The organism is Pseudomonas sp. DD1 (assembly GCF_044510355.1).
Lineage (GTDB): Bacteria > Pseudomonadota > Gammaproteobacteria > Pseudomonadales > Pseudomonadaceae > Aquipseudomonas > Aquipseudomonas shahriarae.
Window position 1 is genome coordinate 194,822 of record NZ_MSAJ01000029.1, and the last position, 24,931, is coordinate 219,752.

General features: G+C 61.1%; 22 protein-coding genes and 2 tRNA genes. 10 read left to right on the top strand and 14 right to left on the bottom strand.

All coding sequences use genetic code 11. The annotated features are described in order from the left end of the window. Window positions 1-366: 366 nt before the first annotated feature. Window positions 367-442 (bottom strand) — tRNA-Thr (locus PSFL_RS17235). A gap of 253 nt (window positions 443-695) precedes the next feature. On the opposite strand from PSFL_RS17235, the gene PSFL_RS17240 reads away from it, so the two are divergent. Continuing rightward, the gene (locus PSFL_RS17240; RefSeq protein WP_397470318.1) at window positions 696-1,544 is read left to right on the top strand and encodes an SDR family NAD(P)-dependent oxidoreductase; all 849 of its coding nucleotides are present in this window, start codon (window positions 696-698) and stop codon (window positions 1,542-1,544) included. A 190-nt stretch (window positions 1,545-1,734) separates the two neighbouring features. Further along, complete coding sequence (gene bcsQ / locus PSFL_RS17245) at window positions 1,735-2,586, top strand: cellulose biosynthesis protein BcsQ (RefSeq protein ID WP_115129343.1); 852 nt, start codon at window positions 1,735-1,737, stop codon at window positions 2,584-2,586. 230 nt (window positions 2,587-2,816) lie between these two features. Here bcsQ and PSFL_RS17250 read toward each other — a convergent pair whose 3' ends face one another. From PSFL_RS17250 to PSFL_RS17270, 5 genes are all read right to left on the bottom strand, one after another. After that, a complete protein-coding gene (locus tag PSFL_RS17250) occupies window positions 2,817-4,040 on the bottom strand; it encodes a methyltransferase (RefSeq protein WP_397470319.1) in 1,224 nt (407 codons plus the stop codon). After that, window positions 4,021-4,710: an ABC transporter permease gene (locus PSFL_RS17255; RefSeq protein ID WP_029295855.1), complete on the bottom strand. Its 690-nt coding sequence runs from the start codon at window positions 4,708-4,710 to the stop codon at window positions 4,021-4,023. Before PSFL_RS17255 ends, PSFL_RS17250 begins: the two co-directional genes overlap by 20 nt. A gap of 38 nt (window positions 4,711-4,748) precedes the next feature. Next, window positions 4,749-5,444, bottom strand: coding sequence for an ABC transporter permease (locus tag PSFL_RS17260; protein WP_057437111.1), 696 nt, complete (start codon window positions 5,442-5,444; stop codon window positions 4,749-4,751). Between the two features lie 74 nt (window positions 5,445-5,518). Continuing rightward, entirely contained in the window at window positions 5,519-6,271 is a 753-nt protein-coding gene (locus tag PSFL_RS17265; protein WP_057437113.1) for an ABC transporter substrate-binding protein, read from the bottom strand. Between the two features lie 13 nt (window positions 6,272-6,284). Beyond that, window positions 6,285-7,058 carry an ABC transporter ATP-binding protein gene (locus PSFL_RS17270; RefSeq protein ID WP_057437115.1) on the bottom strand — a complete coding sequence of 258 codons (774 nt, stop codon included), beginning with the start codon at window positions 7,056-7,058 and terminating at the stop codon, window positions 6,285-6,287. Between the two features lie 553 nt (window positions 7,059-7,611). Between PSFL_RS17270 and gabP the strand changes: the two genes are divergently transcribed. Beyond that, window positions 7,612-9,003: a GABA permease gene (gene gabP / locus PSFL_RS17275; RefSeq protein ID WP_169989243.1), complete on the top strand. Its 1,392-nt coding sequence runs from the start codon at window positions 7,612-7,614 to the stop codon at window positions 9,001-9,003. Between the two features lie 255 nt (window positions 9,004-9,258). On the opposite strand, the gene PSFL_RS17280 is transcribed toward gabP, so the two are convergent. Beyond that, the gene (locus PSFL_RS17280; RefSeq protein ID WP_397470320.1) at window positions 9,259-9,672 is read right to left on the bottom strand and encodes a hypothetical protein; all 414 of its coding nucleotides are present in this window, start codon (window positions 9,670-9,672) and stop codon (window positions 9,259-9,261) included. 70 nt (window positions 9,673-9,742) lie between these two features. Beyond that, window positions 9,743-10,651, bottom strand: a complete 909-nt coding sequence (locus PSFL_RS17285; RefSeq protein ID WP_057437120.1) for an alpha/beta fold hydrolase — start codon at window positions 10,649-10,651, stop codon at window positions 9,743-9,745. Between the two features lie 321 nt (window positions 10,652-10,972). Between PSFL_RS17285 and PSFL_RS17290 the strand changes: the two genes are divergently transcribed. Further along, window positions 10,973-12,613 carry an ArnT family glycosyltransferase gene (locus tag PSFL_RS17290; RefSeq protein ID WP_397470321.1) on the top strand — a complete coding sequence of 547 codons (1,641 nt, stop codon included), beginning with the start codon at window positions 10,973-10,975 and terminating at the stop codon, window positions 12,611-12,613. 29 nt (window positions 12,614-12,642) lie between these two features. Here the strand turns inward: PSFL_RS17290 and PSFL_RS17295 are convergent, their stop codons facing one another. The 6 genes from PSFL_RS17295 to PSFL_RS17320 form a co-directional block, all read right to left on the bottom strand. Continuing rightward, the gene (locus PSFL_RS17295; RefSeq protein ID WP_252117527.1) at window positions 12,643-14,718 is read right to left on the bottom strand and encodes a TonB-dependent siderophore receptor; all 2,076 of its coding nucleotides are present in this window, start codon (window positions 14,716-14,718) and stop codon (window positions 12,643-12,645) included. Between the two features lie 303 nt (window positions 14,719-15,021). Continuing rightward, window positions 15,022-15,690 (bottom strand): hypothetical protein, encoded by a 669-nt coding sequence (locus PSFL_RS17300; RefSeq protein WP_057437122.1) that lies wholly within the window; start codon window positions 15,688-15,690, stop codon window positions 15,022-15,024. Between the two features lie 207 nt (window positions 15,691-15,897). Continuing rightward, window positions 15,898-15,973 (bottom strand) — tRNA-Phe (locus PSFL_RS17305). A 103-nt stretch (window positions 15,974-16,076) separates the two neighbouring features. After that, on the bottom strand, window positions 16,077-16,349 hold the full coding sequence (locus PSFL_RS17310) for an oxidative damage protection protein (RefSeq protein WP_038445278.1): 273 nt from the start codon (window positions 16,347-16,349) through the stop codon (window positions 16,077-16,079). After that, a complete protein-coding gene (gene mutY, locus PSFL_RS17315) occupies window positions 16,346-17,413 on the bottom strand; it encodes an A/G-specific adenine glycosylase (protein ID WP_057958032.1) in 1,068 nt (355 codons plus the stop codon). Before mutY ends, PSFL_RS17310 begins: the two co-directional genes overlap by 4 nt. Then, entirely contained in the window at window positions 17,410-19,629 is a 2,220-nt protein-coding gene (locus tag PSFL_RS17320; protein WP_057958033.1) for an AsmA family protein, read from the bottom strand. Before PSFL_RS17320 ends, mutY begins: the two co-directional genes overlap by 4 nt. 296 nt (window positions 19,630-19,925) lie before the next feature. Between PSFL_RS17320 and PSFL_RS17325 the strand changes: the two genes are divergently transcribed. The 6 genes from PSFL_RS17325 to hisF all read left to right on the top strand — a co-directional run bounded on the left by PSFL_RS17325 (window position 19,926) and on the right by hisF (window position 24,887). Continuing rightward, the gene (locus PSFL_RS17325; protein WP_057958034.1) at window positions 19,926-21,587 is read left to right on the top strand and encodes an OFA family MFS transporter; all 1,662 of its coding nucleotides are present in this window, start codon (window positions 19,926-19,928) and stop codon (window positions 21,585-21,587) included. A 254-nt stretch (window positions 21,588-21,841) separates the two neighbouring features. Beyond that, complete coding sequence (hisB, locus tag PSFL_RS17330; RefSeq protein WP_003218037.1) at window positions 21,842-22,435, top strand: imidazoleglycerol-phosphate dehydratase HisB; 594 nt, start codon at window positions 21,842-21,844, stop codon at window positions 22,433-22,435. Further along, on the top strand, window positions 22,435-23,073 hold the full coding sequence (hisH, locus tag PSFL_RS17335) for an imidazole glycerol phosphate synthase subunit HisH (protein ID WP_397470322.1): 639 nt from the start codon (window positions 22,435-22,437) through the stop codon (window positions 23,071-23,073). Before hisB ends, hisH begins: the two co-directional genes overlap by 1 nt. Beyond that, a complete protein-coding gene (locus PSFL_RS17340) occupies window positions 23,073-23,330 on the top strand; it encodes a DUF2164 domain-containing protein (protein WP_029295898.1) in 258 nt (85 codons plus the stop codon). Before hisH ends, PSFL_RS17340 begins: the two co-directional genes overlap by 1 nt. Before the next feature lie 39 nt (window positions 23,331-23,369). After that, window positions 23,370-24,107, top strand: coding sequence for a 1-(5-phosphoribosyl)-5-[(5-phosphoribosylamino)methylideneamino]imidazole-4-carboxamide isomerase (hisA, locus tag PSFL_RS17345; protein WP_038445290.1), 738 nt, complete (start codon window positions 23,370-23,372; stop codon window positions 24,105-24,107). 9 nt (window positions 24,108-24,116) lie between these two features. Beyond that, the gene (gene hisF / locus PSFL_RS17350) at window positions 24,117-24,887 is read left to right on the top strand and encodes an imidazole glycerol phosphate synthase subunit HisF (RefSeq protein ID WP_003171107.1); all 771 of its coding nucleotides are present in this window, start codon (window positions 24,117-24,119) and stop codon (window positions 24,885-24,887) included. Window positions 24,888-24,931 lie beyond the last annotated feature (44 nt).

A 24,931-nucleotide genomic window follows, 5' to 3' on the forward strand; every position in this document is an offset into this window, starting at 1 on the left:
AAAAAAAATCATGGCGAAAGAAAAAACCAACGAAAAAGCACTTATCCCCCTCCCGCCGACGGGGTTTGCGTCGTTTTTTTGTGCAAATCCAGATGTAGTGCAACTGCCCCTGCAGACCAGGCGGGCAGGGCGTCTCTTCCGCCGACCGGCAATTTCACAAATTGCAAAATTTGGAAGAAAAATGCAGCGAGGTTGCACAATGGAAAAGGGGACGGATTTATTTTCACCCGTAATATGCAGGCAGTGAGTACGTCGGGTGGTAAATAGCCAGGTGAGGACGGCGAGGGCGTAAACGGCAGAGTGGAAAAAAAACCAAACCCCAGAAACAACAAAGCCCCCACATTTCTGTGGAGGCTTCGTTTTGTATGGTGCCGGCACCAGGAGTCGAACCCGGGACCTACTGATTACAAGTCAGTTGCTCTACCAACTGAGCTATACCGGCGTGTTAGGGCGACGATTATAGCGATTGGAAAGGTTCTGTAAACCCCTGAATTCTGACTATTTTTCAGAACGTGGTTTTTCCGCTGCCGGTCGCACGCTCCAGCGCTTTGGCAAAGGGTGATGCGTGCCGGTGCCGAGGCCTTGGGGTGGCGTGGGGCTTGATACGCAGAAGGTATCAAACCGCCCCTTGATCAGTATTAAACAACGCCGTTGTTCATTGCTAAGTTGAGGTGGCACTCAATGAGGAAAAGCCAATGAATTTCGCAGGGAAAACCGCCGTTATCACCGGCGCAGGCCGTGGCTTGGGGTTTATCTATGCACAAGCACTGGCCCAGCGCGGGGCCAATGTGGTGATCAGTGATATCGGCGCCGATAACCTCGGTTCGGGAAGCGACAACGCCATCGCCCTGGTCGCGGCACGCCGCCTTGAGGCCCAGGGGTTGAGCGCGGTTGCTCATCAGGGTGACTTGTCCAGCGAGCAAGGCTGTCGGCAATTGGTCGAGACGGCCATCGCGGCGTTTGGGCAGTTGGATATCCTGATTCATAACGCCGGTTGGGTGGGTTATCAATCCATTGAGGAGGCGGACGCGGCGTTTATCGGGCGTGCGCTGGGTATCAATGTCTATGCGCCCATCTGGCTATGCAAACATGCCTGGCAATACCTCAAGCCATCCGCTGCCGCGCGGGTGGTGTTGACGTCGTCTGATCGGGCGATGTACCAGCAATATGCCCAGCCCGGGCTGGTGGCCTATGCGGCGGGCAAGATGGCGCAACTGGGCATCATGAATGCCCTGAGTATGGAAGGCGCGAAGGACGGGATCCTGGTCAATGCGGTGTCGCCGGTGGCCAAGACGCGCATGTGGGGCATCGAGGGGGAACCGGACAATCTCAAGCCGGAATGGGTGGCGCCGGGGGTGGTGTTCCTGGCGTCGGTGCAATGCCAGGACACGGGCTACATACTGCGTGCCAGTAATGGTCAATTTACCGCGACGCGGTTTGTCGAGAATCAGGGGGGGGAGTATCCCGTCGACCTGGCGCGGGTGAGTGCGTCCAGTGCCGAGCACGTTGCGCAGCAGTGGGAGCGCATAAAGCAGAGTCACTAGATTGACTTTCGACCGCTCGTCTAAATGAACATGATAAAAAACACCAAAATAATGACACCTCCACCGACCTGTCCCAGACTGCCTGAACAACATGTGCGCCCATGCTCTGCAAGCGGTGCCGGGACAAGGAGGGGCTGTGAGCCAGGCCGACGAAGGTTTTGCAACGCATGCTATCCGTCAGGATCACCCGATGACGGCGACATTGCAGTTCTTCGAAGACACCCCCATCGACGACGCGCCTTCCCCTGCGGAACAACCCCAGCCAATCGACGCTTCAGCAAAACGCCCACGGGTGGTGGTGTTGGCCTCGGTCAATGGTGGGGTGGGCCGCAGCACGCTGGCGACGGCACTGGGCAGCGGCTTGCAGCGTCTCGGGCGGGCGGTGACGGTGCTGGAGCTGGATCCGCAAAACGCCCTGTACCTGCACTTTGACCTGCCCCAAGGCACCCCGGGCCTCGGTCGTGCCAGCCTGTGTAATCAACCTTGGGATCAGCTCGCCCAGCCCGGTTTCTGCGGCTGCCAGGTGGTGGTCTTCGGCGAGACCGATATGCAGCAGCAGGAAGACCTGCAGCGCTGGCTCAAGCAGGACCCGGAGTGGCTGGCCCAGCACTTGTCACGCCTGGGTTTGAGTGAGCAACACACGGTCATCATCGACACCCCTGCCGGCAATAATGTTTACCTGCACCAGGCCTTACACGTCGCCGATACCGTGGTGGTGCTGGCCCTGGCAGACGCGGCGTCGCTGGGGACGCTGGAGCAGATGCAGCGATTGTTGGCGCCGTATCTTGCGCGCCCGTCGGCGCCACGTTGCCTGGTGTTGGTCAACCAGCTGGATGAGGGCAGTGCCTTCAGCCTGGATATGCTGGACCTGTTCAAGCAGCGTCTTGGGGAAGGTGGCGTGGAAGTGATCCATCGTGACCCGCAGATCAGCGAGGCGCTGGCCTTTGGCGAGGACCCCCTGGATAACGAGGCCGCGAGCCTGGCCTGTGACGATATCCATGGGCTGTGCCAGTTACTGGATGGCCCTCCAGGCGCGGCCTGAACCACGTCTTATACGGTTAGGCGCAAATGCTTATGCACAATTTGTTGGTCGCACAAGTGTTGAAACAGCCATTTTGTGAAGATGTTCTCATTACGCTGCAACTGCCTGTTTTGCGTGCGTTTTATTTTGTGAACAAATAATGACCAGTCAGCATTTGTGCCTGTGGCGCCCGTCTTTACGGCACTCGACAGAATTTCATCAACAGACTTATCCACAGGGCGTTCTGCCCTTTAATCGCGCTCGGCGAGCACCATCAGGTTGCGCGGGGTCAGTGCTGTTTCGCAGAAGCGGCCTACTTGAGCCTGGTAGCCGTTCTCTTGAAGAAACAGTGCCCGATCCAGAACCAGCCACATTTCCAACGGGCGGCGAAACAGCCCACGCACCAACTCCAGGTTTCGTACCTGTGCCAGGCGTTGCCAGCCGTGCTGCTCCAGCGCGGCCCAGTCCTGCTCGCCTGTGGATAACCCCTTGAGCGCCGCCAGGTGCTGGCAGTAGTCAGCGAAGGACCGATGCAGCCATTCGCTGGGCAACGAAGGCGTGGGCAGATACTCATCGCACCCGCGCAGCTGCCGCTGCAACTGATCGAAACCCAGGCGCCGGGCCATGGAGGTGTCGCGTTGCAGGCGTACCCGCAAGCCGGCGGTGACGGTTTCGCTCAGGGGCAGGCCCAGGTCTTCCCGCGACAAACGCAGCGCCGAGGCGCGGGCCGGGGCCGACAGCGCCTGGTACTGCTCGCTACTGATGCGGTTGTAACAGCAGGGCGCCACGGCCAGGTGCTTGCAGCCGGCGGCGCTGGCTAATTGCAGCAGGCGTACGTGCAGATCGCCACAGGCGTGCAGGGCGACGGGGGTGTGTTCGCTGCGCAGTTGTTGCACGGCGTCCTCGGCCATCACGTCTTGCGGGTGGTGGCGGGCGGGCATTTGATGATGGTCACTGAGGGCCTGGCCTGCGTCGATCAACGCCGGGTCGTACTCCAGGCAGGTCAGGTGTTGCCCCGGTTGCAGCAGCCGCCGGCCGAGGTGGCCTTTACCGGCGCACCAGTCGAGCCAATGGGTGGGGCGCTCGGCAAACTGCAGAGCGCTGCCAAACGCCTCGATTTGCTGCCATTTGCGGCCCGGTACATCGACATTCAGGCGTGCCGACGGCGCATGCAGCGCGCCCTCCGGTAACTTATCCACAGCACTGAGCTGGGCGGCCAGCTGCGCCCATTGGGGAAACGGCGCTGGGGCCTGGAGTTCGGTGGGCAGGTTATGGCTGCTTTCGGCTTCTGCCAGGGAGCGCCGGCGCAACCATTGGGCCAGCGCTGGATGCTGGGCTTCCCAAGGCAATTGCAGATGGGTGAAGGGCCGTGGTCGCCACAGCCCTTGATGTTCGGTGAGGAACGCATCCAGCGCGAGAAAACGGGCCAGCAGTCGCTCGCCCGTCAACCCGCTGTCAGCGTCCCTGGCAGGCATCGACCCGCAACCAGCGTTCCAGCAGCTTGAAGCCGCGCACCAGCACATAGGCCATCAGCAGGTAGAACATCCCGGCGGCAAAGAAGATCTCCACCGGCAGGTAGGTGCGGGCAATGATGGTGCGGGCCATACCGGTCAGTTCCAGCAAGGTCACGGTACTGGCCAGGGCGCTGGCCTTGAGCATCAGGATCACTTCGTTGCTGTAGGCCGGCAGGCCGATGCGCGCGGCACGCGGCAGGATGATGTAGAACAGCGCCTTGGGCTTGGACATGCCCAGTGCCCGCGCCGCTTCGATTTCCCCGGGCGGGATGGCCTGGATCGCGCCGCGCAGGATCTCCGCGATGTAAGCGGCGGTGTGCAGGGTCATGGTGACGGTGGCGCACCAGAACGGGTCCCGCAGGTAGGGCCACAGGGCGCTCTCGCGCACGGCGTCGAACTGCGCCAGGCCGTAGTAGACCAAAAACAGCTGCACCAGCAACGGTGTGCCACGGAAGAAGAAAATGTAGCAGTAGGGCAGGGTGCGCACGTACCACAGGCGCGAAGAGCGGGCGATGCCCAGGGGGATCGCCAGCAGCAGCCCGGCGATGACCGCGATGGCCACCAGTTCCAGGGTCAGAGTCGCGCCCTGGGCCAGTCGTGGCAGCCACTTGATGATCACGGCCCAGTTCAGGCCCAGGTCGAAATGCGACAGCCAGCTGTAGTCGCCGTTCATTGCGTGCTCCTCGCAAAGCCGCGAGCGGCGCGTTTTTCCAGGAAGTACATGCCGACCATGGCCAGCACGGTGAGGCCCAGGTACATGAAGGCCGCGACCATGAAGAAGGTGAAAGGCTGCTTGGTAACGGTCACGCCGATTTGCGCGTGGCGCATGATTTCTTCCAGGCCGATCACCGAGACCAGCGCGGTGTCCTTCATCAAAATCATAAACAGGTTGCCCAGGCCCGGCAGGGCGATGCGCCACATCTGCGGCATGATCAACCGGGTGAAAATACGCAGCTTCGACAGGCCCAGGGCGATGCCCGCTTCACGATGGCCTTTGGGGATCGCCAGGATCGCGCCACGAAACACTTCGGTGGCGTAGGCGCCAAAGCACAGGCCCAGGGCAATCACGCCGGCAGCGAAGGCGCTGAGCGACAGGTCGGGGTTACCGAAGAACTCCCCGAGGGCACGCATCATATTGACCGTGCCGAAATAAATCAGCAGGACCCACAGCAGTTCGGGAATGCCCCGGACAATGGTCGAGTAAGCGCCGCCAAGCCATTGCAGGAACTTGTACGGGGAAGTCTTGGCCAAGGCGCCGGCCAGGCCGAGCACCAGCCCCAGGCATAACGCCGTGAGTGCCAGTTTGACGGTCATCAGCGCGCCGGCAGCGAGTGCGGGGCCGAATCCGTAGAGATCGAAATTCATGGTTTTTTCATATCGCGCAAGGCTTGCGAAAAGCCGGCGCGCTCAAGCGAGCGCGCCGGACTGGCCAATCAGGATCATTCGATGCTGAAAGGGAAGTACTTGTCGTTGATCTTCTTGTAGGTGCCGTCGGCCTTGATTTCCGCCAGGGCCTTGTTCAGGCGCTCGCGCAGTGGGTCGCCTTTGCGCACGGCGATGCCGATCTTGTCGCTTTCTACAACCGGATCGCCTTTGAACTCGTAGGCCGAACCGTCTTTGCTCTTGAGCCACTCGTATTGCACGTACTTGTCGGCGAGCATCCCGTCCAGGCGGCCGGACGTCAGGTCGAGGTAGGCGTTTTCCTGGGTGTCATAGAGCTTGGCGGTGGTGTCTGGCAGTTTGTCTTCCAGGTAGGTACCGGCCAATGTCGCGCGCTGGGCACCGATGATCTTGCCTTTGAGGTAGTCGGCGTCGGTCTTGAAGTCTTTGATGGATTTGGCCGCGATGAATTGCAGCTTGTTGGAGTAGTACGGGTCGGTGAAATCAACGGCCTGCTTGCGCTCGTCGGTGATCGACAGCGACGACACCAGGAAGTCGAACTTCTTGGCGTTCAGGGCCGGGATGATGCCGTCCCAGTCCGAGACATACACTTCGCACTTCTCGACTTTCATCTTGGCGCACAGGGCGTCGCCGATGTCTTTGTCGAAGCCGACAACGTTGCCGCTGGCGTCTTTATTGTTGAACGGCGGGTAAGCCGCCTCGATCCCCATTTTCAAAGTCTCGGCCATGGCCGTGGCGCTGAACGCCATGGAAACGGCGGCGGCCAGGAGGAATTTTTTATAGTTCTGCATGCATGTTGCTCCGTTAGCGGTTGCTGGACATGAATTGTTTGCAGCGCGCCGAAAGCGGGTTGTCAAACACCTGCTGTGGCGATCCTTGCTCTTCGACCAGCCCCTGGTGGAGGAACACCACTTCGCTGGACACTTGGCGGGCAAAGCCCATTTCGTGGGTGACCAGCAGCATGGTGCGGCCTTCTTCGGCCAGCGCGCGGATCACATTAAGTACTTCCTGAACCATTTCCGGGTCAAGTGCCGAAGTGGGCTCATCGAACAGAATGACTTTAGGTTGCATCGCCAGGGTGCGAGCGATGGCCGCGCGTTGTTGCTGGCCGCCAGACAATTGCGCCGGGTAGGCGTGGCGTTTGTCGCCAATGCCCACCTTGGCCAGCAGCGCTTCGGCCACTTCGATGGCTTCGGCCTTGCTCTGGCCGAGCACGCGGCGTGGGGCCTCGATGATGTTGTCGAGGATGCTCATGTGCGGCCAGAGGTTGAAATTCTGGAAGACAAAACCGATTTCGCTGCGCAGGCGATTGATCTGCTTGCCGTCGGCGGCCATCAGCTCGCCGTTTTTCGCGGCCTTGAGCTTGAGCTCTTCGCCGGCCACCAGGATCTGGCCCTGGTGCGGGTTTTCCAGCAGGTTGATGCAGCGCAGGAATGTGGACTTGCCGGAACCGGACGAACCCAGGATCGAGATCACATCGCCGTCGCGAGCGGTCAGCGAGATGCCTTTAAGCACCTCCAGCTCACCATAGCGTTTATGCAAGTTGCGGATTTCAAGCGCGGGCGCGGCCAAAGCCATGTGCGGTCCTCATTGTGTTCATTGCGTTCCTGCTGTTGGGTCGCCTTCCTGGCGTGGCGCCAAGCTAGCATAGCGTTCGGATGACAGCCAACAGCGCCACGGGCGTTAAACAGGCGGTGTGTGACAGGTTGTCGCATCGGCACAGTAGCGTGTCGCGCCATCAACAACCGAACAGCCGTTTTAACCGATAAACCCGTGGCAGTCGCGTAAAAAAGGGCGCGATGGTGCCAGCTTTGGTCGGGTGTTGGAAGGGTTAAACGGGTAAACGGCACCTATCGGCCCTTTAATTGGGCGTCACTGACTTTTTGTGTGTGTTTTTGGTGCACTCATTCGTTCTTGAAGTGAGTCGAGCGGTAACGCTGTGGCGGATTGCCAGTAATCTCAATGGCTTGCGAGCGCTGATGGATTGTCCTACAGGCCGCGTCAACCTTGGCTTTGTAACATTTTGGCGCAAATCTTGCGTAAAAAATAAAGAACGCCCCGTTTGTTTCTTTTCACGAAGACTCAGCAAACCGGGTGGACCGAATACGCAATTCCTCGCAAAGGTGTGTCAATGAGTAGTACGCAAAGCTCCAATGACCTCGAACAGGGGCTCAAACCGCGGCATGTCACCATGTTGTCGATTGCCGGTGTGATCGGCGCCGGTTTGTTTGTCGGCTCCGGCCACGCGATTGCGGCAGCCGGGCCTGCCGTGCTGCTGGCCTATGCCGCAGCCGGTACGTTGGTGGTGCTGGTGATGCGCATGCTTGCCGAGATGGCCGTTGCTTCGCCAGACACCGGTTCATTTTCCACCTACGCCGACCGGGCCATCGGCCATTGGGCCGGCTTTACCATCGGCTGGCTGTACTGGTGGTTCTGGGTGCTGGTGATTCCCCTGGAAGCCAACGCCGCCGCAACCATCCTGCATGCCTGGTTCCCTGATGTGGCGATCTGGGCCTTTACCCTGGTCATCACCCTGCTGCTGACCGCGACCAACCTGTTCAGCGTAAAGAACTACGGCGAGTTCGAGTTCTGGTTTGCCCTGATCAAGGTGGTGGCGATCATCGGTTTTGTGATCCTCGGCGTGCTGGCGATCTTTGGCTTGCTGCCGGGCAGCCAGGTCAGCGGCGTCTCGCACCTGTTCGACACCCAAGGCTTTTTGCCCAACGGCATGGGCGCGGTGCTGGCGGCGATTCTGACCACCATGTTCTCGTTCATGGGCACCGAGATCGTGACCATCGCGGCCGCAGAGTCGAAGAACCCTGGCCAGCAGATCACCAAGGCCACCAACTCGGTGATCTGGCGGATCGGCTTGTTCTACCTGGTGTCGATCTTCATCGTCGTGGCCCTGGTGCCATGGAACGATCCGACCCTGGCAGCCGTTGGTTCCTACCAGACTGTGCTGGAACGCATGGGCATCCCGAATGCCAAGCTGATCGTCGACCTGGTGGTATTGGTCGCCGTAACCAGCTGCTTGAACTCGGCGCTGTACACCGCGTCGCGCATGCTGTTTTCCCTGGGCCGTCGTGGTGATGCGCCGGCAGTGGCCAAACGCACCAACAAGAGCGGCACGCCTTACTGGGCGGTGATGCTGTCTACCGGCGCGGCGTTCCTCGCGGTATTCGCCAACTACGTGGCCCCGGCGGCGGTGTTTGAATTCCTGCTGGCCAGCTCCGGCGCGATTGCGCTGCTGGTGTACCTGGTGATTGCCGTGTCGCAACTGCGCATGCGTCAGAAGCGTACAGCGGCGGGCGAGCAGATTGCCTTCAAGATGTGGCTGTTTCCGGGCCTGACCTATGCGGTGATCGTGTTTATCGTCGGCGCGTTGACCATCATGCTGTTCCAGGAAGCGCACCGGGTGGAGATTATTGCGACCGGTGTGTTGAGCCTGCTGGTGGTATTGGCGGGGTTGCTGGTGGCGAGCCGGCGCCGGGCCCAGAAGTTGGGGGCTGCGGTACTCAACTGACGAGTTGAAATGCTTGCTGCCTGGCACCACAAAGCACTGTGGGAGCCGGGCAGTTAAGCGCAGATCCCCTGTGGGAGCGGGCTTGCTCGCGAAAGCGGTGGGTCAGTCAACATCAATGTTGGCTGGGCCGACGTCTTCGCGGCGATGCGGCGATCCGACAAGCCCGCTCCCACATTTGATCTTCACTACGTTGAGCATTGCGTTCGCTTAACTGATCGGCATTAGGGCTTGCCCGGCTCCCACATTGGTTTTGTATCAATCCTGCGCGCTGGTCAGCGCCTGGGATGCCGCCACGTAGTCCGCCTGGAACTGTGGCGATTCAATCCAGGCCAACGCCGCCGCTTCATCATCGCTGCCGGTGGACCACTGCCGATACTCGATCAGCGCCGCCAGGATAAAGTCCGTGGCGTTTTCTTCGCCTTCCTGCTCCAGCACCAGCGCCAGCAACGGGTGCGCCAGGAATGCCGCACACAGCGCCTGCTGGCTGGTCTCGCCGGCCGCGCGCATTTCCACGAACAGTTCGGTCAAGTCCACCGACTCAAGGTCAATGCGGTCGTCGTCACCGGCAAACGCATCCGGCTTCGGCGCATTGGCGCGCTGGGTGCGGTTCTGCTTGGCCTTGGCTTTTGCCCGTTGGGCACGTTTTTGCTGCTTGTCTGGCGAAGCCATGGGCTCACGTCCTTGGTTCAGGATCTGGGTGGCGTATTGAAGCGCAGGTCTGGCGAAATCCCAAGGGTTTCTACAGCCGGGTGCCCGGTGTGTCGGGCGCCAGTTGGCCGTGCTGCAGCCACGCCAGTGCAATCGGCCACAACCGATCCTGATATTCACTGCGGAAAAACGCGAAATGCCCGACGACCTCTTCGCCAATATCCCCCGGCGCGATACGCAGGTGCGTGCGCTCGCTGGCCTGGAAGTAATTCAGCAGACGCTCAATGGCGGGCACGGTGCCAAACGGGTCGTCGCTGATGCTGATCGCCAGGATCTGTGCCTGCACCCGGGTAAAGGGCAGCTCGTCCAAGGCCCGCCCGCTGGGGCGTGTCTCGTAGGTGGGGGTGGGCGTGCTCCAGTCCCGCACCACGCCGGCGGGCGTGTCTTCCAGCCAGCCCAGGCGCTTGCCCGGGAAATACCCGCATACAGCAGTCACCAGCGGCATTACCAGGTGCCACTTGGCAAACATCCGCCAGCGCCCGCTCGCTTGATAGTCACGCCAGTAGGCGAACTGCGCGCCCACCGTTACCAGGCGCCTGATCGCGGCGCCGGAGGCCCCGAGGCCGGCCGCGCAGCCGCCAAAGCTGTGGCCGACTACATCAATGGGCTGCCCGGCAAACTCGCGTTGCGCCCGTCGCAGGATGGCCTCGAAATCCAGTCGGCCCCAGTCTGACCACGAGGCTTTGAACCCACGCAACGAGCCACTGCGCGACTCGCCGATGCCGCGATAGTCGTAGGTGATGACATCGAAACCCTTGGCAAACAGGTACTCGGCAAAGCGCGAATAGTGGCGGCAGCGCACTGAGGTGGCGGCGTTGATGATCACCACTGGGCGTTCGATATCGCTGCGGATATGGCGCCAGGTGAAGCCGCCAATGGGGTAGTGGTCGGCGGCGGGCTCGTGGAATGTCTCGGGGTGTGGGCGGCTGGGCAGGTTCATCACTGGCCTCGATCCATGCGCTTTCGATGGGGGGTGACGACCCGTGCGCAGTTCTTATTGGAGGCTGACACTAACAAAATCGCCAGCCAAAGGCGCGCAATACCTGCCAGCCAATCCCGTAAAAAAGGCGGTTGTGGCGAGCGTGCTTGCCCGCGTTGGGTCGCGCAGCGGCCCCAAAAATGGGACAGCCATGCAGCCCCGCGCGGGCAAGCTCGCTCGCCACAGGTGTGTACAGGTAAATGTTGCATTCGGTTCAGGCGTGATTCAGCCGTGCTGCCGGCAATATACGCCAGCATCTCCCCCGCCCTGGCAGGTTAAACCATGGAACACCGCAACCGTTTTCGTGTGGAGGCCCTGGGTGTTTTCCTGGTGGCCTTGTTGTTATTTACCCTGGGCATCTGGGATCAGTCGCCGCAAGGGTTTGACGGGCGTTGGGCGGTGTTTATGCAGGAGATGTTTCGCCACGGCGCGAGCCTCTTCCCCACCACCTACGGTGAGCCTTACCCGGATTATCCGGGCACGGCGACCTATTTCAGCCTGCTCTTTGCCCGGCTGTTCGGTGTGCCTAACGACCTGGCTAACGTGTTGCCCACCGCTCTGGCGTCGGCTGGGGTCGTGGCCCTGGTCTACCGCTTGCTGGTGCCCTGCGGCCGGACCTGGGCGTTGCTGACGGTAGTGCTGACGGCATTGACCGCGCAATGGCTGGAGAAGTCGCGCTCAGTCTGCCTGGATCAGATGGTCTCCCTGCTGTGCCTGGGCTGTTTCTACTTGCTGCACACCGGCGAGCGCCTGGGCTCGCGGCTGCGCCAATACGCAATCTTTCCCTTGTTCGTGGCGGCGTTTGCCATGCGTGGGCCTTTGGGCTTGATCGAGGTCTGTGGGGTTGCTTGCGTGTACTGGGCGCTGGGGCCTGCCCGCACGCGGGAAGAGAAGATTGGCTTGCTGAAAAAGGTGCTTGCCCACGGCGTGATCGGCCTGGTCCTGCTCCTTGCCTGTTGGTGGGTGTTGCTGAAGCTGGCGCGGATCAGCGGGGGTGATGCTTTTGCCGACGAGGTGATGAAGATGCAGGTGGCCGGTCGCCTGGATGAAAGCGGCGAGCCGTTCTACTTCTATTTCAAGCTGAGCCTGTATCGCTATTTCCCGGTGATCCCGCTGGCGCTGGCGACGTTGATTGCCCTGCGCCACACCTGGTCGGCGCGCAATGATGATGCCGATGTGCGCCTGATGCTGCGCCTGGGCGGCTGTGGCCTGATGATCCTGCTGGGGTTGTCGGTGCCGAACTTCAAGCGTGCCTACTACATCCTGCCGATGGTCCCGATGTTTGCCGCAGTGGCGGCTTATGGGCTGCTTCAGGCCCGGGGTTGGTTGCTTGGGGTGCGTCGGGGTTATGAGTGGCTGGTGGCGATCCTGCCGCTGCTGGGGGTTGTCGTGGTCTTGGTCTGCCGCCAGTTGTGGAGCAAACACGGTTACTGGCCTGATGTTTCAGTGCCGGGGTTGATTGCGCTGCTGATCGCCCTGCAGTTGGCGGCGGTGGTGGCCTGGCGTCGCTGGCGCAGCCGTGTGGGGGCGCGACTGGTGGTGCTCAGCCTGATCGCGCTGGCCACCCAATGGCTGGTGCTGGTGACGGTCGTGGAGCCGGCCAAGGATCTGCAATTCGACACCAAAAACTTTGTGGGTGCAGTGGAAACCCTGCGGGCCGAGCACCCCGGGCCGCTGGTGTTTCTCAACCTTGGCAAAGACACCTGGGCCATTCGCTACATCATGAACCTGGATCATGACGAGCAGCCGCTGTTTATCGGGCGCGATAACCTTGCGCGCCTGAACGCACTGCCGCGCTCGTCCTGGGTGATTGTCGCGCGCAAGGAAACCGAACTGCTGCAGGGCACGCCGCTGCAGCATCTGGTACCGGCTTTTAATGGGCGGCTTAATGACAACCCGTTGCTGGTGTTCCGGGTGCCATGATCAGCCGCCGCCGTGGATTTACAGCTCAATCAAAAGTTGTAGGCCAGCGTACCGACGAGCGTACGACGGTTGCCGATAAAGCAGTCGCCTCGCGCCAGGCATGTGGTGTAGTAGGTCTTGTCTTCAAGGTTGGTCGCGTTGAGCGTCAGGTTCCAGTTCTGGTAGCGGTACCCGAGCATCGCATCCACCAGGGTAGAAGACGGCGTTTTCAGGCGGTCGGCGCCATCCCAGCTGGTTCCCACATAGCGAATACCGGCACCGACACTGAACCCGGAAATGTCGCCGATACTGAACCGATGTTGGCTCCATACCGAGGCCATGTTCTCTGGAACGCTGGACAGGCGTTTGCCTTGCTCGGCGGGCGCGCCCTTGATGACGGTGGTGTCGGTGTAGCTGTAGGTGCCAATCAGGTCCCAGTCGGGCGTGACCGTCACCAGCGCTTCGAGCTCCAGGCCACGGGCGCGGGTTTCACCACTTTGCAGGGTATTCATCGCATCCAGGGGGTCGGGCATGCGGCGGTTCTGCTCGCGAATGTCATACACCGCTGCGGTGTAGAGACTGTTGCTGCCAACCGGCTGATATTTCACCCCCAGCTCCCACTGTTTGCCCTTGAGCGGTACGTAGGGCTCCAGCGTTCGCCGGTTGAGGCCGATTTGGGGCTGGAATGATTCGCTGTAGCTCAAGTAGGGCGCTATGCCGTTGTCGAACAGGTAGGTCAGGCCCGCGCGGCCGGTCACCTTGTCGTCTTTTTGCCGGGCGCTGCCTTGGGTTTGGCTGGCGGCCCAATCCTTGCGCAGGCCGAGGGTCAGCAGCCACTGTTCGTATTTGATCTGGTCCTGGGCATACAGCCCTTGTTGCATGACCCGTTGTTCCGGGTCTGCGGTGAGGCGAATGACCGAGGGATCAAAGGTGCCATACACCGGTTCGTACACGTTCAGTGGTGTTGCGTTACCGCTGGCACCTTCCCGGTTGGAGACCGCATGCTGGTAGTCGCCCCCCAGCAGCAGCGTGTGCTGTAGCGGGCCGGTGTCAAATCGGGCCTCGGCGTTTTGGTCGGCAACCCAGACTTTGACCTCTGGCTTGGAAACGTAATAGACACGGTCGAGGGTCTGGTTATCGGCGTTAAACGGTGGGTTTCTTGCGAATTTCGCATAAATCGACTGGTAGCTGACTTTGCTTTTCTGCCAGCGCAGGTTCTGGCGCAGCGTCCATGTGTCGTTCAGGTGCCACGAGAATTGCGACGTCAGGGCTGTCTGGTCACTGTCGTATTCGTCGAACCCTGGCTCGCTGGCAAACCGGTTGCTGTGGATCCGGCCATATGGCGCATTCCAGACGGTACCTTTGTGTGGGAAGAACTGCGTGGTGGAGCCACTGTCATCGCGCTGGATGTTGGCCATGACGGTCCAGTCGATATCTTCGTTGGGGCGCCAGGTCAGCGATGGCATCAGCACCTGGCGGTTGTCTTTGACATGATCAACCTGGGTGTCGCTGTCGCGCTGGATCGCCACCAGCCGGTACAGCAGCGTGCCTTGCGGGTTCAGGGCGCCGGTGGTGTCGACGGCGACCTGCTTGCGGTTGTAATTGCCGTATTGCAGTTGCAGTTCGGTGTGCTGTTCGGCTTTGGGGCGTTTGCTGACCTGGTTGATCAGGCCGCCCACCGGGCTTTGCCCATACAGCATCGACGCAGGACCCTTGAGCACTTCAAGGCGTTCCAGGGTGAAGGGGTCGGTGCGCACGTTGGTGTAAGTGCCGAAGCTCTGCTGTAAACCATCAAGGAACAGGGCCGGCGAGCTGCCTCGCACTTTCGACCAGTCTCCGCGGCTATCGAGCCCGAAGGTTTCGGCCCGAACCCCGGAAACATAACGCAATGCGTCTTGCACGGTCAGCGCGCCCTGATCGCGCATGCGGTCGGCGCTGATGACGGAAATCGACTGGGGGATCTCAGTGATGGGGGTGTCGGTCTTGGCCCCCGTTGTACTGCGCTTGGCGACGTAGCCTTTGACCGGGCCGTCGGCCGTTTCTTCTGAGGCAGTTGCCGTAATACTTTGGCTGGGCAGTTCGAGCTGGCCTGTTTTCTCGGACGCGTCTGCGACCGGGACAAGCATCGAAGCGAATCCGAAGGGGGCAAGGCCAAACGCCTTCAACCATGAACCTGACTCGCGTGCAGAGGGCATCGCAGCTCCTTGATTATTGTTAGTGGGGCAGGGGGGATTTTGCGCGCCAGCTTAAATGATAATAATTGCTATTAGCAACCATGAGCTTCAGTCGAGCCTGGCTTTTTGGCGGGGGTGTTTGATGCGGGCGACCGGGTGGGGTCGCCCTGAGCGGGGAGTGGCAATCAAGGCTGGCAGTCAGGCAGGAGTGCGAAGTGACATTCGTCCTGAACTATCTGGAGGGGGGGCGGCGAACTATTTGCAGCGATACCCCTCGGGCATCGTGACGGTGTAGTTGCGCTGCACGCGATCCTGGAAGTTCAGGTTCTGCAGGCCCTGTTGCACCAAGAAGGCTTCGACTTTGGCGGCCTGGCAGTCCTCGTTATAGGACGTTACCCGCAGCAGGTACACCGCGCGTTTGCTCGCTTCATCCCGGGCCGTGGCGGTGAAGGTGGTGAGGGTGGTGTAGCCGGTGCGCTCCGAGCTGCCTACCGGGCCATAGGTGGTGTTTGGCGTGCTGGTGCAGATCATCTGGTCGCTTTTTTTCTTGCTGTTCTTGCACACGGTGGAGGTGCTGGTTGGCACCTGCCCATACTCGGTGGCGGTATAGCGGTAGGTCACCTGGTGACTGTCGATGTCGAGGGTGATCGTGATTTTCGGCGTGCGGTTCTTGGGCAGGGACACGTCGGTATACACCTCGCGAAACCCCTGGTCCTTCATGGCGCTGACCATATCGCGCAGGTAGTAGCGGGCATTGAGCGCGTTCTCGGCATTGCCGCCGACCGACGTCACCAGCACCGTCGCCTGTCGGTCAAAGTGATAGTCCGGGTCAGGGGTTGCGTTGATCGCGACGTCCATCGTAGTAGCGCATCCGCTGAGCAGCGCTGTCAGCATTAACAGCGTGCATAACAAGTACCGGGTCATGACGTAACTACCTTGTTGAAGATTGGATTAAGGCTAGACGGTTGAGCAGGGAAATAAATAACACATCAGGTGCCAGCAAGGCTTGGCGTTAACCTAAAAGTAACCAGAGGGGCGCTGGCGATACTAAATCGCAGGCAACAAAAAACCCGCACTAGGCGGGTTTCTTGGGTGTTCCAGATGATTTTTGCACCACCTGAAACTAATAAGTGGTGCCCAGAGACGGAATCGAACCGCCGACACGGGGATTTTCAATCCCCTGCTCTACCGACTGAGCTATCTGGGCAACGGGGCGCATTAAACGGGTTTTTCAGGGGGTCGTCAAGCAAGTTTTCAAAAAATATTTAATTATTACCGTCGCTTACGTGCCAACCCCGGTTTTTGCTCAATTATTGAGCAGGCGGCACGTAGCCGTCGGCCTTGGCGTAATCCTCGCCGGAAAAGTACTTGTCCATCTCGCCCTGCAGATATTTGCGGTCTTCGGCGTTCATCATGTTCAGGCGTTTTTCGTTGATCAGCAGGGTCTGGTGCTTCTGCCAGTCGGCCCAGGCCTTGGCGGAGACGTGGTCGAAAATGTCCTGGCCCTTGGCGCCCGGGAATGGGGCGCGCTCCAGGGCTGGCAGTTCTTCGTGATACTTGCGGCAGATGATGGTGCGGGTCATGACGAAACTCCTGCGTTCAATACGTCGGCCGCGCGCTTCAGCAGTTTTTTCACCGGGGCGGCAAGGCCCAGGCGCGGCGGGGTGGCGAGGTTATACCAGAGCCAGTCGGCCTCGGCCACGTGATGGGCCGATTCCTCGACCTGCACCAGCCAGGGTTCGATAGCCAGCTGGAAGTGGCTGAAGGTGTGGACCAGCCCAGGTAGCGCCTGATGCTTGCCCAGCGCCAGTGAGTGCTGGTTGGCCAGGTGTTCCAGGTCGTTCAGGTCGTCCAGCTCCGGCAAGCTCCACAGCCCGCCCCACAGGCCCGTAGAGGGGCGACGGTAAAGCAGGATCGCGCCCTCCTGGTTGGCCAGCATTGGCATCAGCGTGCGCTTTTGCGGGATGGTCTTGCGCGGCTTGGGGATCGGGTAGCGGGTTTCCAGGCCCAGCATGTGCGCCTCGCAGCCCTTTTCCAGGGGGCACAGCAGGCAACTGGGCTTGCTGCGGGTACAGAGGGTGGCGCCCATGTCCATCATGGCCTGGGTGTAGGCATTGACGCGGTCGTGGGGGGTAAAGCGCTCGGCAGTGGCCCACAACTGCTTGGCCACCTTGGGCTCGCCCGGATAGCCCTCCTGGGCAGTAAAACGTGCCAGCACGCGCTTGACGTTGCCGTCGAGGATCGGTGCGCGCAGGCCCATGCTCAGGCTGGCGATGGCACCGGCGGTGGACAGGCCGATGCCCGGCAGTTCGGTGAGTTTCTCTACATCGCGGGGAAACTCGCCGCCGTATTCGGCCACCACGATCTTGGCAGTCTTCTGCAGGTTGCGCGCCCGGGTGTAGTAGCCCAGCCCGGTCCACAGGTGCAGTACTTCATCTTCCGGCGCGGCCGCCAGGGCCTCGACCGTAGGCAGCGAAGCCATGAAGCGGTCGAAGTAATTGAGCACGGTGCTGACCTGGGTCTGTTGCAGCATGATTTCCGAGACCCACACCCGATACGGGGTGATGCCCTGTTGCCAGGGCAAGTCATGGCGACCGTGGCGGTCGTACCAGTCGAGCACGGCCGCTGAAAATTGCTCGTTTCTCATCGGTTGAACAAACCTTTGAGGGCGTCTTTGAGCTTGGGGTTGACCTTGTCGAGCTTCTCTTCAAGTTTCTCGCTGAGCTTGTTGCCCGCCATCTTGGCGGCCACCTGGCCCAGGCCGTCCTTGTCCAGGCGGCAGGCTTTGGCGCCCAGTTCCAGCGGGCCACGGCAGCGCAGCGGCACTTCGATACCCTGGAAGTTCGAGCCGACCTGGCAGGCCGGGTCCGGCATGTCGCGCTTGTCGCCCTCGACGATGATGCCCACGCGGTAGTCCATGCCCAGTACACGCAGGTCCACGTCGCCATTGCCGTTGACGGTCAGGCCGGGGATGCGCACTTTCAGGTCCGGGTTGCTCGCCACGCCGTTACGGAAGGTCAGGTTGCCCTTGAGTTCCTGGAACGGTGTGTCCTTGCTGCGCGGTGTGGTGGCCAAGGTCTTGCGGTTGAGCAGGGCGATACCCGTGCACAGTTGTTGCTCAAGGTTGGCATTGAGCAGCACACCATTGTTGATGACGAAGCTGGCGGTGCCGTTGAGGCTGTCGATCAGCGCTTTCTGGCTGTTGCCACGCCCGTTCAGGTTGCTGTCGAGGGTGATCTGGCCCTTGACCGGCGGGGTTTGCCCCTGGGCTTGCAGGATGCGCTCGACCGGTACTTGCTTGATTTTGGTCTGCAACGCCAGCACCGGCACATCTTCCCGTGCATCGAGGCTGCCGTTGGCCTGGAACGTGCCGTTATAGAGGCCACCGCTCAAGGTGTCGAGCTTGAACTGGCCACCCTGGCCGGAGGCCTTGAGGGCTGCATTCTCGATGGGCAACTGGCTCAGGGTCAGTTGGCCGAAGGACAGGTCGGCAATCACGTCCAGGCTGCGCAGGCGCGCCAGGGGCAGCAGTTTGTCGGTGCTCCAGGCGCCTTTGGTCGGCGCGTCCGGCAACGGCGTGGTGCCACCGGCGGCCATGGCCCCGGCTTCGCTGCTTTGCACTTCGGCCTGGCGTGCGACGGCGGCGCTGTTGGCTGCTTCGGACTTGGCGGGCAGGTAATGGTCGGCATTGAACGTGTCGCCCTTGAGCTGCACGCGCAGGGATTGCTTGGCAAAGTCCTCCACCGCCAGGCGCCCGGTAAAGGTGCTGCCGTCGACTTTCAGGTTGAGGTCTTCCAGGGCCATGCTCGACGGAGTGCCTTGCAGGCGGCTGACCAGTTCGACCTTGCTCAGGCTCCCTGGGGCCATGGCCGGCAGGGGCTGGCCGACGCTGTCGAGGAACTTGGCCAGGTCAAACTGGGCAATCGACAGGGCGCCGCTGATCTGTGGGGTTTTATCCAGGTCGTTGACCTTTACTTCGCCCAGTGCCCGCAGTTGGTTGAGCGACAGCTTGAGGCCGGTCCACTCGGCAATGTTCGCCGACAGGTCCACCAGCAACTGGCCCTGGGTGGCAAAGGTCACGGTCTTGCCTTGCAGCGGCTCGCCGGTGGCTTCGCCTGCAACTTTCATGTCTTCGAACTGATAGCGTTTGAGGGCGCGATCAAAACGCAGCTCGCCGCTGAGTTCGCTCTTGACCCGCATCACTGGCTGGTTGCTGCCGAAGAAGGCAGTGAGTTTGACCGGGATGCTCGCGCCTTCATGCACGGCACCGGTGCTCAACTGAATGCTCTCGGCGCTGAATTGCTTGCCGGTCTGCTCGTCGTTGTACTCGATGCGGGCGTTGTTGACCGTCAGGCTGTCGATATCCAGGCGGATCGGCTGAGCCGGTTTGTCCGGCGCTGGCGCCGTGGTTGGCGCAGTCGTCACGGGTGCCTCGGCGGTGCCGGTGGCTGCAACGGGCGGTGCCTTGCCGATATCTTCCCAGTTGCCGTGGCCTTGCTTGTCGCGGTTGAGGCGCAGGTTCAGGCCCTCGACGCGCACATCGCTCATCTGCACTTCACGACGCAGCAGCGGCAGCACCCGTACCGACAGGCCGAGCATCTGCAGGTCGGCAAACGGCTGGGCAGGATTGCTCAGGGTGGCCACGCTGGCTTCATGCAACTCCAGGCCCAGCCACGGGAACAGGCTCCAGCCGATATCGCCATTGAGCGTCAGCTCGATGTGGGCCTTGTCGCGGGCAATCTGGCGAATCTCGTCTTTGTAGTCGTTGGGATCGAAGAGGTGGGTCAGGGCAAAGCCCAGAGCCACAATGATCAGCAACAGCCCGAGAAGTACCAGACCCAGGATTTTGCCGAACGCTTTCATGGGCGAGTCCTTGTATGTCGATTTCAAAATTTAGCCGCAGAGTATAACGCCGCTGGACCTGCGGCTGTTTACGCATCGTTACATAGTGTCAAACAAAACAGATGAGCCGAAAAAGGTAGTGTCAGTTTGGTTTTTCTCGCGGCGCCAAATGCTAATCTTTGCGCGTTCGCCCGCCTTCTGCGACGAAACGTCGCGCTTACAGGGAGCTTCACTCGACAAAACGGCCACGCATTGCGTGCAAAGGCCGAGGAGGAGAGCGCCTGGCGAACACAGACCAACAACTGGGGGAAACACCAATGAACACTAGCACTGCGGCCGGCATTCCTGCTGCGCAGCCTGCGTTCCTGTCCAAGGAACGCATCATCGCCAAGCCAGGGTTTAACCGCTGGCTGGTTCCGCCGGCCGCCCTGGCTATCCACTTGTGCATCGGCATGGCCTACGGCTTTTCGGTGTTCTGGCTGCCACTGTCCAAGGCGCTGGGCGTCACCGCGCCGGTGGCGTGCGCGCCGGACATGAGCTTTATCGCGCAGATCTTCTCGTCGTCCTGCGACTGGCCGATCTCCATGCTGGGCTGGATCTACACCCTGTTCTTCATCTTCCTGGGCTGCTCGGCAGCGATCTGGGGCGGCTGGCTGGAACACGCCGGGCCGCGCAAGGCCGGTGTGGTCTCGGCACTGTGCTGGTGTGGTGGCCTGCTGATCTCGGCGCTGGGGATCTATACCCACCAGATCTGGCTGATGTGGCTCGGCTCCGGGGTCATCGGCGGTATCGGCCTGGGCCTGGGCTATATCTCGCCGGTCTCGACCCTGATCAAGTGGTTCCCGGACAAGCGCGGCATGGCCACCGGCATGGCGATCATGGGCTTTGGTGGTGGTGCGATGGTCGGCGCCCCCCTGGCAGCGGCACTGATGGGCCACTTCGCTTCGCCGACGGGCGTAGGCGTATGGCAGAGCTTCTTGGTGATGGCCGCGATCTACTTCGTGTTCATGATCGGCGGCGCCTTGTCCTACCGCGTCCCGCCGACCGGCTGGAAGCCTGAGGGCTGGACCGCGCCGGCGAAAAAAGCCAGCAACGCGATGATTACCCATCGCCATGTGCACGTGAACGTGGCCTGGAAAACCCCGCAATTTCGCCTGGTGTGGCTGGTGCTGTGCCTGAACGTATCGGCCGGTATAGGCATTCTCGGCATGGCGTCGCCGCTGTTGCAGGAAGTGTTTGGTGGCAAGTTGCTGGGTGTGGATGTGCCATTTGGCCAACTGGATGCCGGGCAACTGGCCTCCATCGCAGCCATCGCTGCCGGTTTCACCGGGTTGTTGAGCCTGTTCAACATTGGTGGGCGGTTCTTCTGGGCGTCGTTCTCTGACTACCTGGGCCGTAAAAACACCTACTTCGTGTTCTTCGCCCTGGGCTTTGCCCTGTATGCGCTGATCCCGAACCTCGGCCACCTGGGCAACGTCTCGCTGTTCGTGGCGGCGTTCTGCATCATCCTGTCGATGTACGGCGGCGGCTTCGCGACCGTGCCGGCCTACCTGGCGGACCTGTTCGGTACGCAAATGGTCGGTGCGATCCACGGTCGCCTGCTGACTGCCTGGGCGGCGGCCGGCGTGCTGGGCCCGGTGCTGGTCAACTACCTGCGTGAGTATCAGCTGAGCATTGGCGTGGAGCGTGCTGCGGCTTATGACATCACCTTGTACATCCTCGCCGGCCTGTTGGTGCTGGGCTTTATCTGCAACCTGCTGGTGCGTCCGGTGGCCGACAAGTACTTCATGACCGACGCCGAACTGGCCGCCGAACAGGCGCTGGGCCATGACAAGGGCGCCGATGCCAGCACTTCCCTGGAGTGGAAAGCCGCTTCCGGCACCGTGCCATTGGCAATTGCTGCGTGGCTGGTGGTGGGTATTCCGCTGGCGTGGGGCGTGTGGGTGACCTTGCAGAAGACTGCAGTGCTGTTCCACTAACACCGCATAACCCGTGTGGGCCCGGTTCCTGTGGGAGCCGGGCTTGCCCGCGATAGAACCCGCTTGGTGTATCTGTAGTACGCAGGCGTCTGCATCGCAGGCAAGCCAGCTCCCACACACGCCAGCTCCCGCACTTGTACTGACATGTCTATGCCCGACAGGCCGTCAGTCTTATCCCCTTCGATGTTTCTGTTTAGCGCCCGCAGCCCCTATAATGGCCACCTTTTTCGCCCAATGATTTTGCGGAGCTGGTGATGGCCGAACGTAAGGCGTCCGTCGAGCGCGACACTCTGGAAACCCAGATCAAAGCCTCGATCAACCTGGATGGCACCGGAAAGGCCCGATTTGATATCGGTGTTCCTTTTCTTGAGCACATGCTGGATCAAATCGCCCGTCATGGGCTGATCGACCTGGATATCGTCAGCAAGGGTGACCTGCATATCGACGACCACCACACCGTGGAGGATGTCGGTATCACCCTCGGCCAGGCGTTTGCCAAGGCCATCGGCGACAAAAAGGGCATCCGCCGTTACGGCCATGCCTATGTCCCGCTGGACGAGGCGCTGTCGCGTGTGGTCATCGACTTCTCGGGCCGCCCAGGCCTGCAGATGCACGTGCCTTACACCCGCGCCACGGTGGGTGGCTTTGACGTGGACCTGTTCCAGGAATTCTTCCAGGGCTTCGTCAACCACGCCCTGGTCAGCCTGCACATCGACAACCTGCGTGGCACCAACACCCACCACCAGATCGAAACCGTGTTCAAGGCTTTCGGCCGCGCCCTGCGCATGGCCGTGGAGCTTGATGACCGCATGGCCGGGCAAATGCCGTCGACCAAGGGCGTTCTGTAATGCAGACGGTCGCGGTTATCGACTACGGCATGGGTAACCTGCATTCGGTGGCCAAGGCCCTCGAGCACGTCGGTGCCGGCAAGGTGCTGATCACCAGCGATGCGCAGGTGATCCGCGAAGCCGACCGTGTGGTGTTCCCCGGTGTGGGCGCGATTCGCGACTGCATGGCCGAAATCCGCCGCCTGGGCTTTGACAGCCTGGTGCGCGAAGTCAGCCAGGACCGGCCGTTCCTCGGGATCTGCGTGGGCATGCAAGCCTTGCTCGACCGCAGTGAAGAGAACGGCGGCGTCGACTGCATCGGTCTGTTCCCAGGCGCGGTGAAGTTTTTCGGCAAGGATCTGCACGAAGACGACGAGCATCTGAAAGTCCCGCACATGGGCTGGAACGAAGTGCGCCGCACCGTCGACCACCCGCTGTGGCATGACATCCCGGACATGGCGCGTTTCTACTTCGTCCACAGCTACTACATCGCCGCCGGTAACCCGCGCCAGGTGGTGGGTGGCGGGCACTACGGCGTCGATTTCGCCGCAGCGCTGGCCGAAGGTTCGCGCTTTGCCGTGCAGTTCCACCCGGAGAAAAGCCATACCCATGGCCTGCAACTGTTGCAGAACTTCGCCAGTTGGGACGGGCGCTGGTAATGGCCAAGAAGATCAAGCCACCGATCCTCAATCTCACTCCCCAGCAGGAGAGTGAGGCGACCGACAAGATCAAGCGTTTCATGGAAGATCGCTTCGAGCTCCGTCTCGGGTCGTTCGAGGTGGCTGAGATCCTCGAGCTGTTCACCACTGAAATTGCTCCGCACTATTACAACAGGGCGATTTTCGATGTGCAGACGCACCTTAAAGAAAGGTTCGAAAGCATCGAAAGCGACTTGTGGGCGCTCGAAAAACCCTGATTTTCCGAGCAATGCTGAATATCGAATAAGGTTTGCCAGATGCTGATTATCCCCGCTATCGATCTCAAGGACGGCGCTTGTGTACGTCTGCGCCAGGGCCGCATGGAAGATTCCACGGTGTTTTCCGATGACCCGGTGAGCATGGCTGCCAAGTGGGTGGAGGGCGGCTGCCGTCGCCTGCATCTGGTGGACTTGAACGGCGCCTTTGAAGGCCAACCGGTCAATGGCGAAGTGGTGACGGCCATCGCCAAGCGCTACCCGAACCTGCCGATCCAGATCGGTGGCGGTATCCGCTCCCTGGAAACCATCGAGCACTACGTCAAGGCGGGCGTGAGCTACGTGATCATCGGCACCAAGGCGGTGAAAGACCCGGCCTTCGTCGCCGAAGCCTGCCGTGCGTTTCCGGGCAAGGTCATCGTGGGCCTGGACGCCAAGGATGGTTTCGTCGCTACAGACGGCTGGGCGCAAATCAGCACCGTGCAGGTGATCGACCTGGCCAAGCAGTTTGAGGCCGACGGTGTGTCCGCTATCGTTTATACCGACATCGCCAAAGACGGCATGATGCAGGGCTGCAACGTACCGTTTACCGCTGCGCTGGCCGCCGCCACCAAAATCCCGGTGATCGCTTCCGGCGGTATCCACAACCTGGGCGATATCAAGTCGCTGCTGGACGCCAAGGCGCCGGGGATCATCGGCGCCATCACCGGCCGGGCGATCTACGAAGGCACCCTGGACGTCGCCGAAGCCCAGGCTTACTGCGATGCCTACAAAGGCTGAGGACTGACCATGGCGCTGGCCAAACGCATCATCCCTTGCCTGGACGTCGACAACGGTCGGGTGGTCAAGGGCGTCAAGTTCGAGAACATCCGTGACGCCGGCGACCCGGTGGAAATCGCCCGTCGCTACGATGAGCAGGGTGCCGACGAGATTACCTTTCTCGACATCACCGCCAGCGTCGACGGCCGCGATACCACGCTGCATACCGTCGAGCGCATGGCCAGCCAGGTGTTTATCCCGCTGACCGTGGGCGGTGGCGTACGCACCGTGCAGGATATTCGTAACCTGCTTAACGCGGGTGCGGACAAGGTCTCGATCAACACGGCCGCGGTGTTCAACCCGGAGTTTGTCGGCGAAGCGGCGCAGCACTTCGGTTCGCAATGCATCGTCGTCGCCATCGACGCCAAGAAAGTCTCCGGCCCGGGTGAAACCCCGCGCTGGGAGATCTTCACCCACGGCGGGCGCAAGCCGACCGGCCTGGATGCGGTGGAGTGGGCGATGAAGATGGAAGGCCTGGGCGCCGGTGAAATCCTGCTGACCAGCATGGATCAGGACGGCATGAAAAACGGCTTTGACCTGGGCGTGACCCGCGCCATCAGTGACGCACTGGGCATTCCAGTGATTGCGTCCGGTGGTGTGGGCAACCTGCAACACCTGGCCGACGGCGTTATCGAAGGCCACGCCAGCGCGGTGCTGGCGGCGAGTATTTTCCACTTTGGCGAATACACCGTGCCTGAGGCAAAGGCCTACATGGCAGCACGCGGAATCGTCGTCCGCTAAACGTCACTGGACACCATGGCAGGCTCGCGGCACTCTGGGGCCTG

Excerpts from the sequence above, each read along its gene's own strand:
- PSFL_RS17240 (WP_397470318.1), top strand. The coding sequence starts at position 696 with ATGAATTTCGCAGGGAAAACCGCCGTTATCACCGGCGCAGGCCGTGGC.
- bcsQ (WP_115129343.1), top strand. The coding sequence starts at position 1,735 with ATGACGGCGACATTGCAGTTCTTCGAAGACACCCCCATCGACGACGCG.
- PSFL_RS17250 (WP_397470319.1), bottom strand. The coding sequence starts at position 4,040 with ATGCCTGCCAGGGACGCTGACAGCGGGTTGACGGGCGAGCGACTGCTG.
- PSFL_RS17260 (WP_057437111.1), bottom strand. The coding sequence starts at position 5,444 with ATGAATTTCGATCTCTACGGATTCGGCCCCGCACTCGCTGCCGGCGCG.
- PSFL_RS17265 (WP_057437113.1), bottom strand. The coding sequence starts at position 6,271 with ATGCAGAACTATAAAAAATTCCTCCTGGCCGCCGCCGTTTCCATGGCG.
- PSFL_RS17270 (WP_057437115.1), bottom strand. The coding sequence starts at position 7,058 with ATGGCTTTGGCCGCGCCCGCGCTTGAAATCCGCAACTTGCATAAACGC.
- gabP (WP_169989243.1), top strand. The coding sequence starts at position 7,612 with ATGAGTAGTACGCAAAGCTCCAATGACCTCGAACAGGGGCTCAAACCG.
- PSFL_RS17280 (WP_397470320.1), bottom strand. The coding sequence starts at position 9,672 with ATGGCTTCGCCAGACAAGCAGCAAAAACGTGCCCAACGGGCAAAAGCC.
- PSFL_RS17285 (WP_057437120.1), bottom strand. The coding sequence starts at position 10,651 with ATGAACCTGCCCAGCCGCCCACACCCCGAGACATTCCACGAGCCCGCC.
- PSFL_RS17290 (WP_397470321.1), top strand. The coding sequence starts at position 10,973 with ATGGAACACCGCAACCGTTTTCGTGTGGAGGCCCTGGGTGTTTTCCTG.
- PSFL_RS17295 (WP_252117527.1), bottom strand. The coding sequence starts at position 14,718 with ATGCTTGTCCCGGTCGCAGACGCGTCCGAGAAAACAGGCCAGCTCGAA.
- PSFL_RS17300 (WP_057437122.1), bottom strand. The coding sequence starts at position 15,690 with ATGACCCGGTACTTGTTATGCACGCTGTTAATGCTGACAGCGCTGCTC.
- PSFL_RS17310 (WP_038445278.1), bottom strand. The coding sequence starts at position 16,349 with ATGACCCGCACCATCATCTGCCGCAAGTATCACGAAGAACTGCCAGCC.
- mutY (WP_057958032.1), bottom strand. The coding sequence starts at position 17,413 with ATGAGAAACGAGCAATTTTCAGCGGCCGTGCTCGACTGGTACGACCGC.
- PSFL_RS17320 (WP_057958033.1), bottom strand. The coding sequence starts at position 19,629 with ATGAAAGCGTTCGGCAAAATCCTGGGTCTGGTACTTCTCGGGCTGTTG.
- PSFL_RS17325 (WP_057958034.1), top strand. The coding sequence starts at position 19,926 with ATGAACACTAGCACTGCGGCCGGCATTCCTGCTGCGCAGCCTGCGTTC.
- hisB (WP_003218037.1), top strand. The coding sequence starts at position 21,842 with ATGGCCGAACGTAAGGCGTCCGTCGAGCGCGACACTCTGGAAACCCAG.
- hisH (WP_397470322.1), top strand. The coding sequence starts at position 22,435 with ATGCAGACGGTCGCGGTTATCGACTACGGCATGGGTAACCTGCATTCG.
- PSFL_RS17340 (WP_029295898.1), top strand. The coding sequence starts at position 23,073 with ATGGCCAAGAAGATCAAGCCACCGATCCTCAATCTCACTCCCCAGCAG.
- hisA (WP_038445290.1), top strand. The coding sequence starts at position 23,370 with ATGCTGATTATCCCCGCTATCGATCTCAAGGACGGCGCTTGTGTACGT.
- hisF (WP_003171107.1), top strand. The coding sequence starts at position 24,117 with ATGGCGCTGGCCAAACGCATCATCCCTTGCCTGGACGTCGACAACGGT.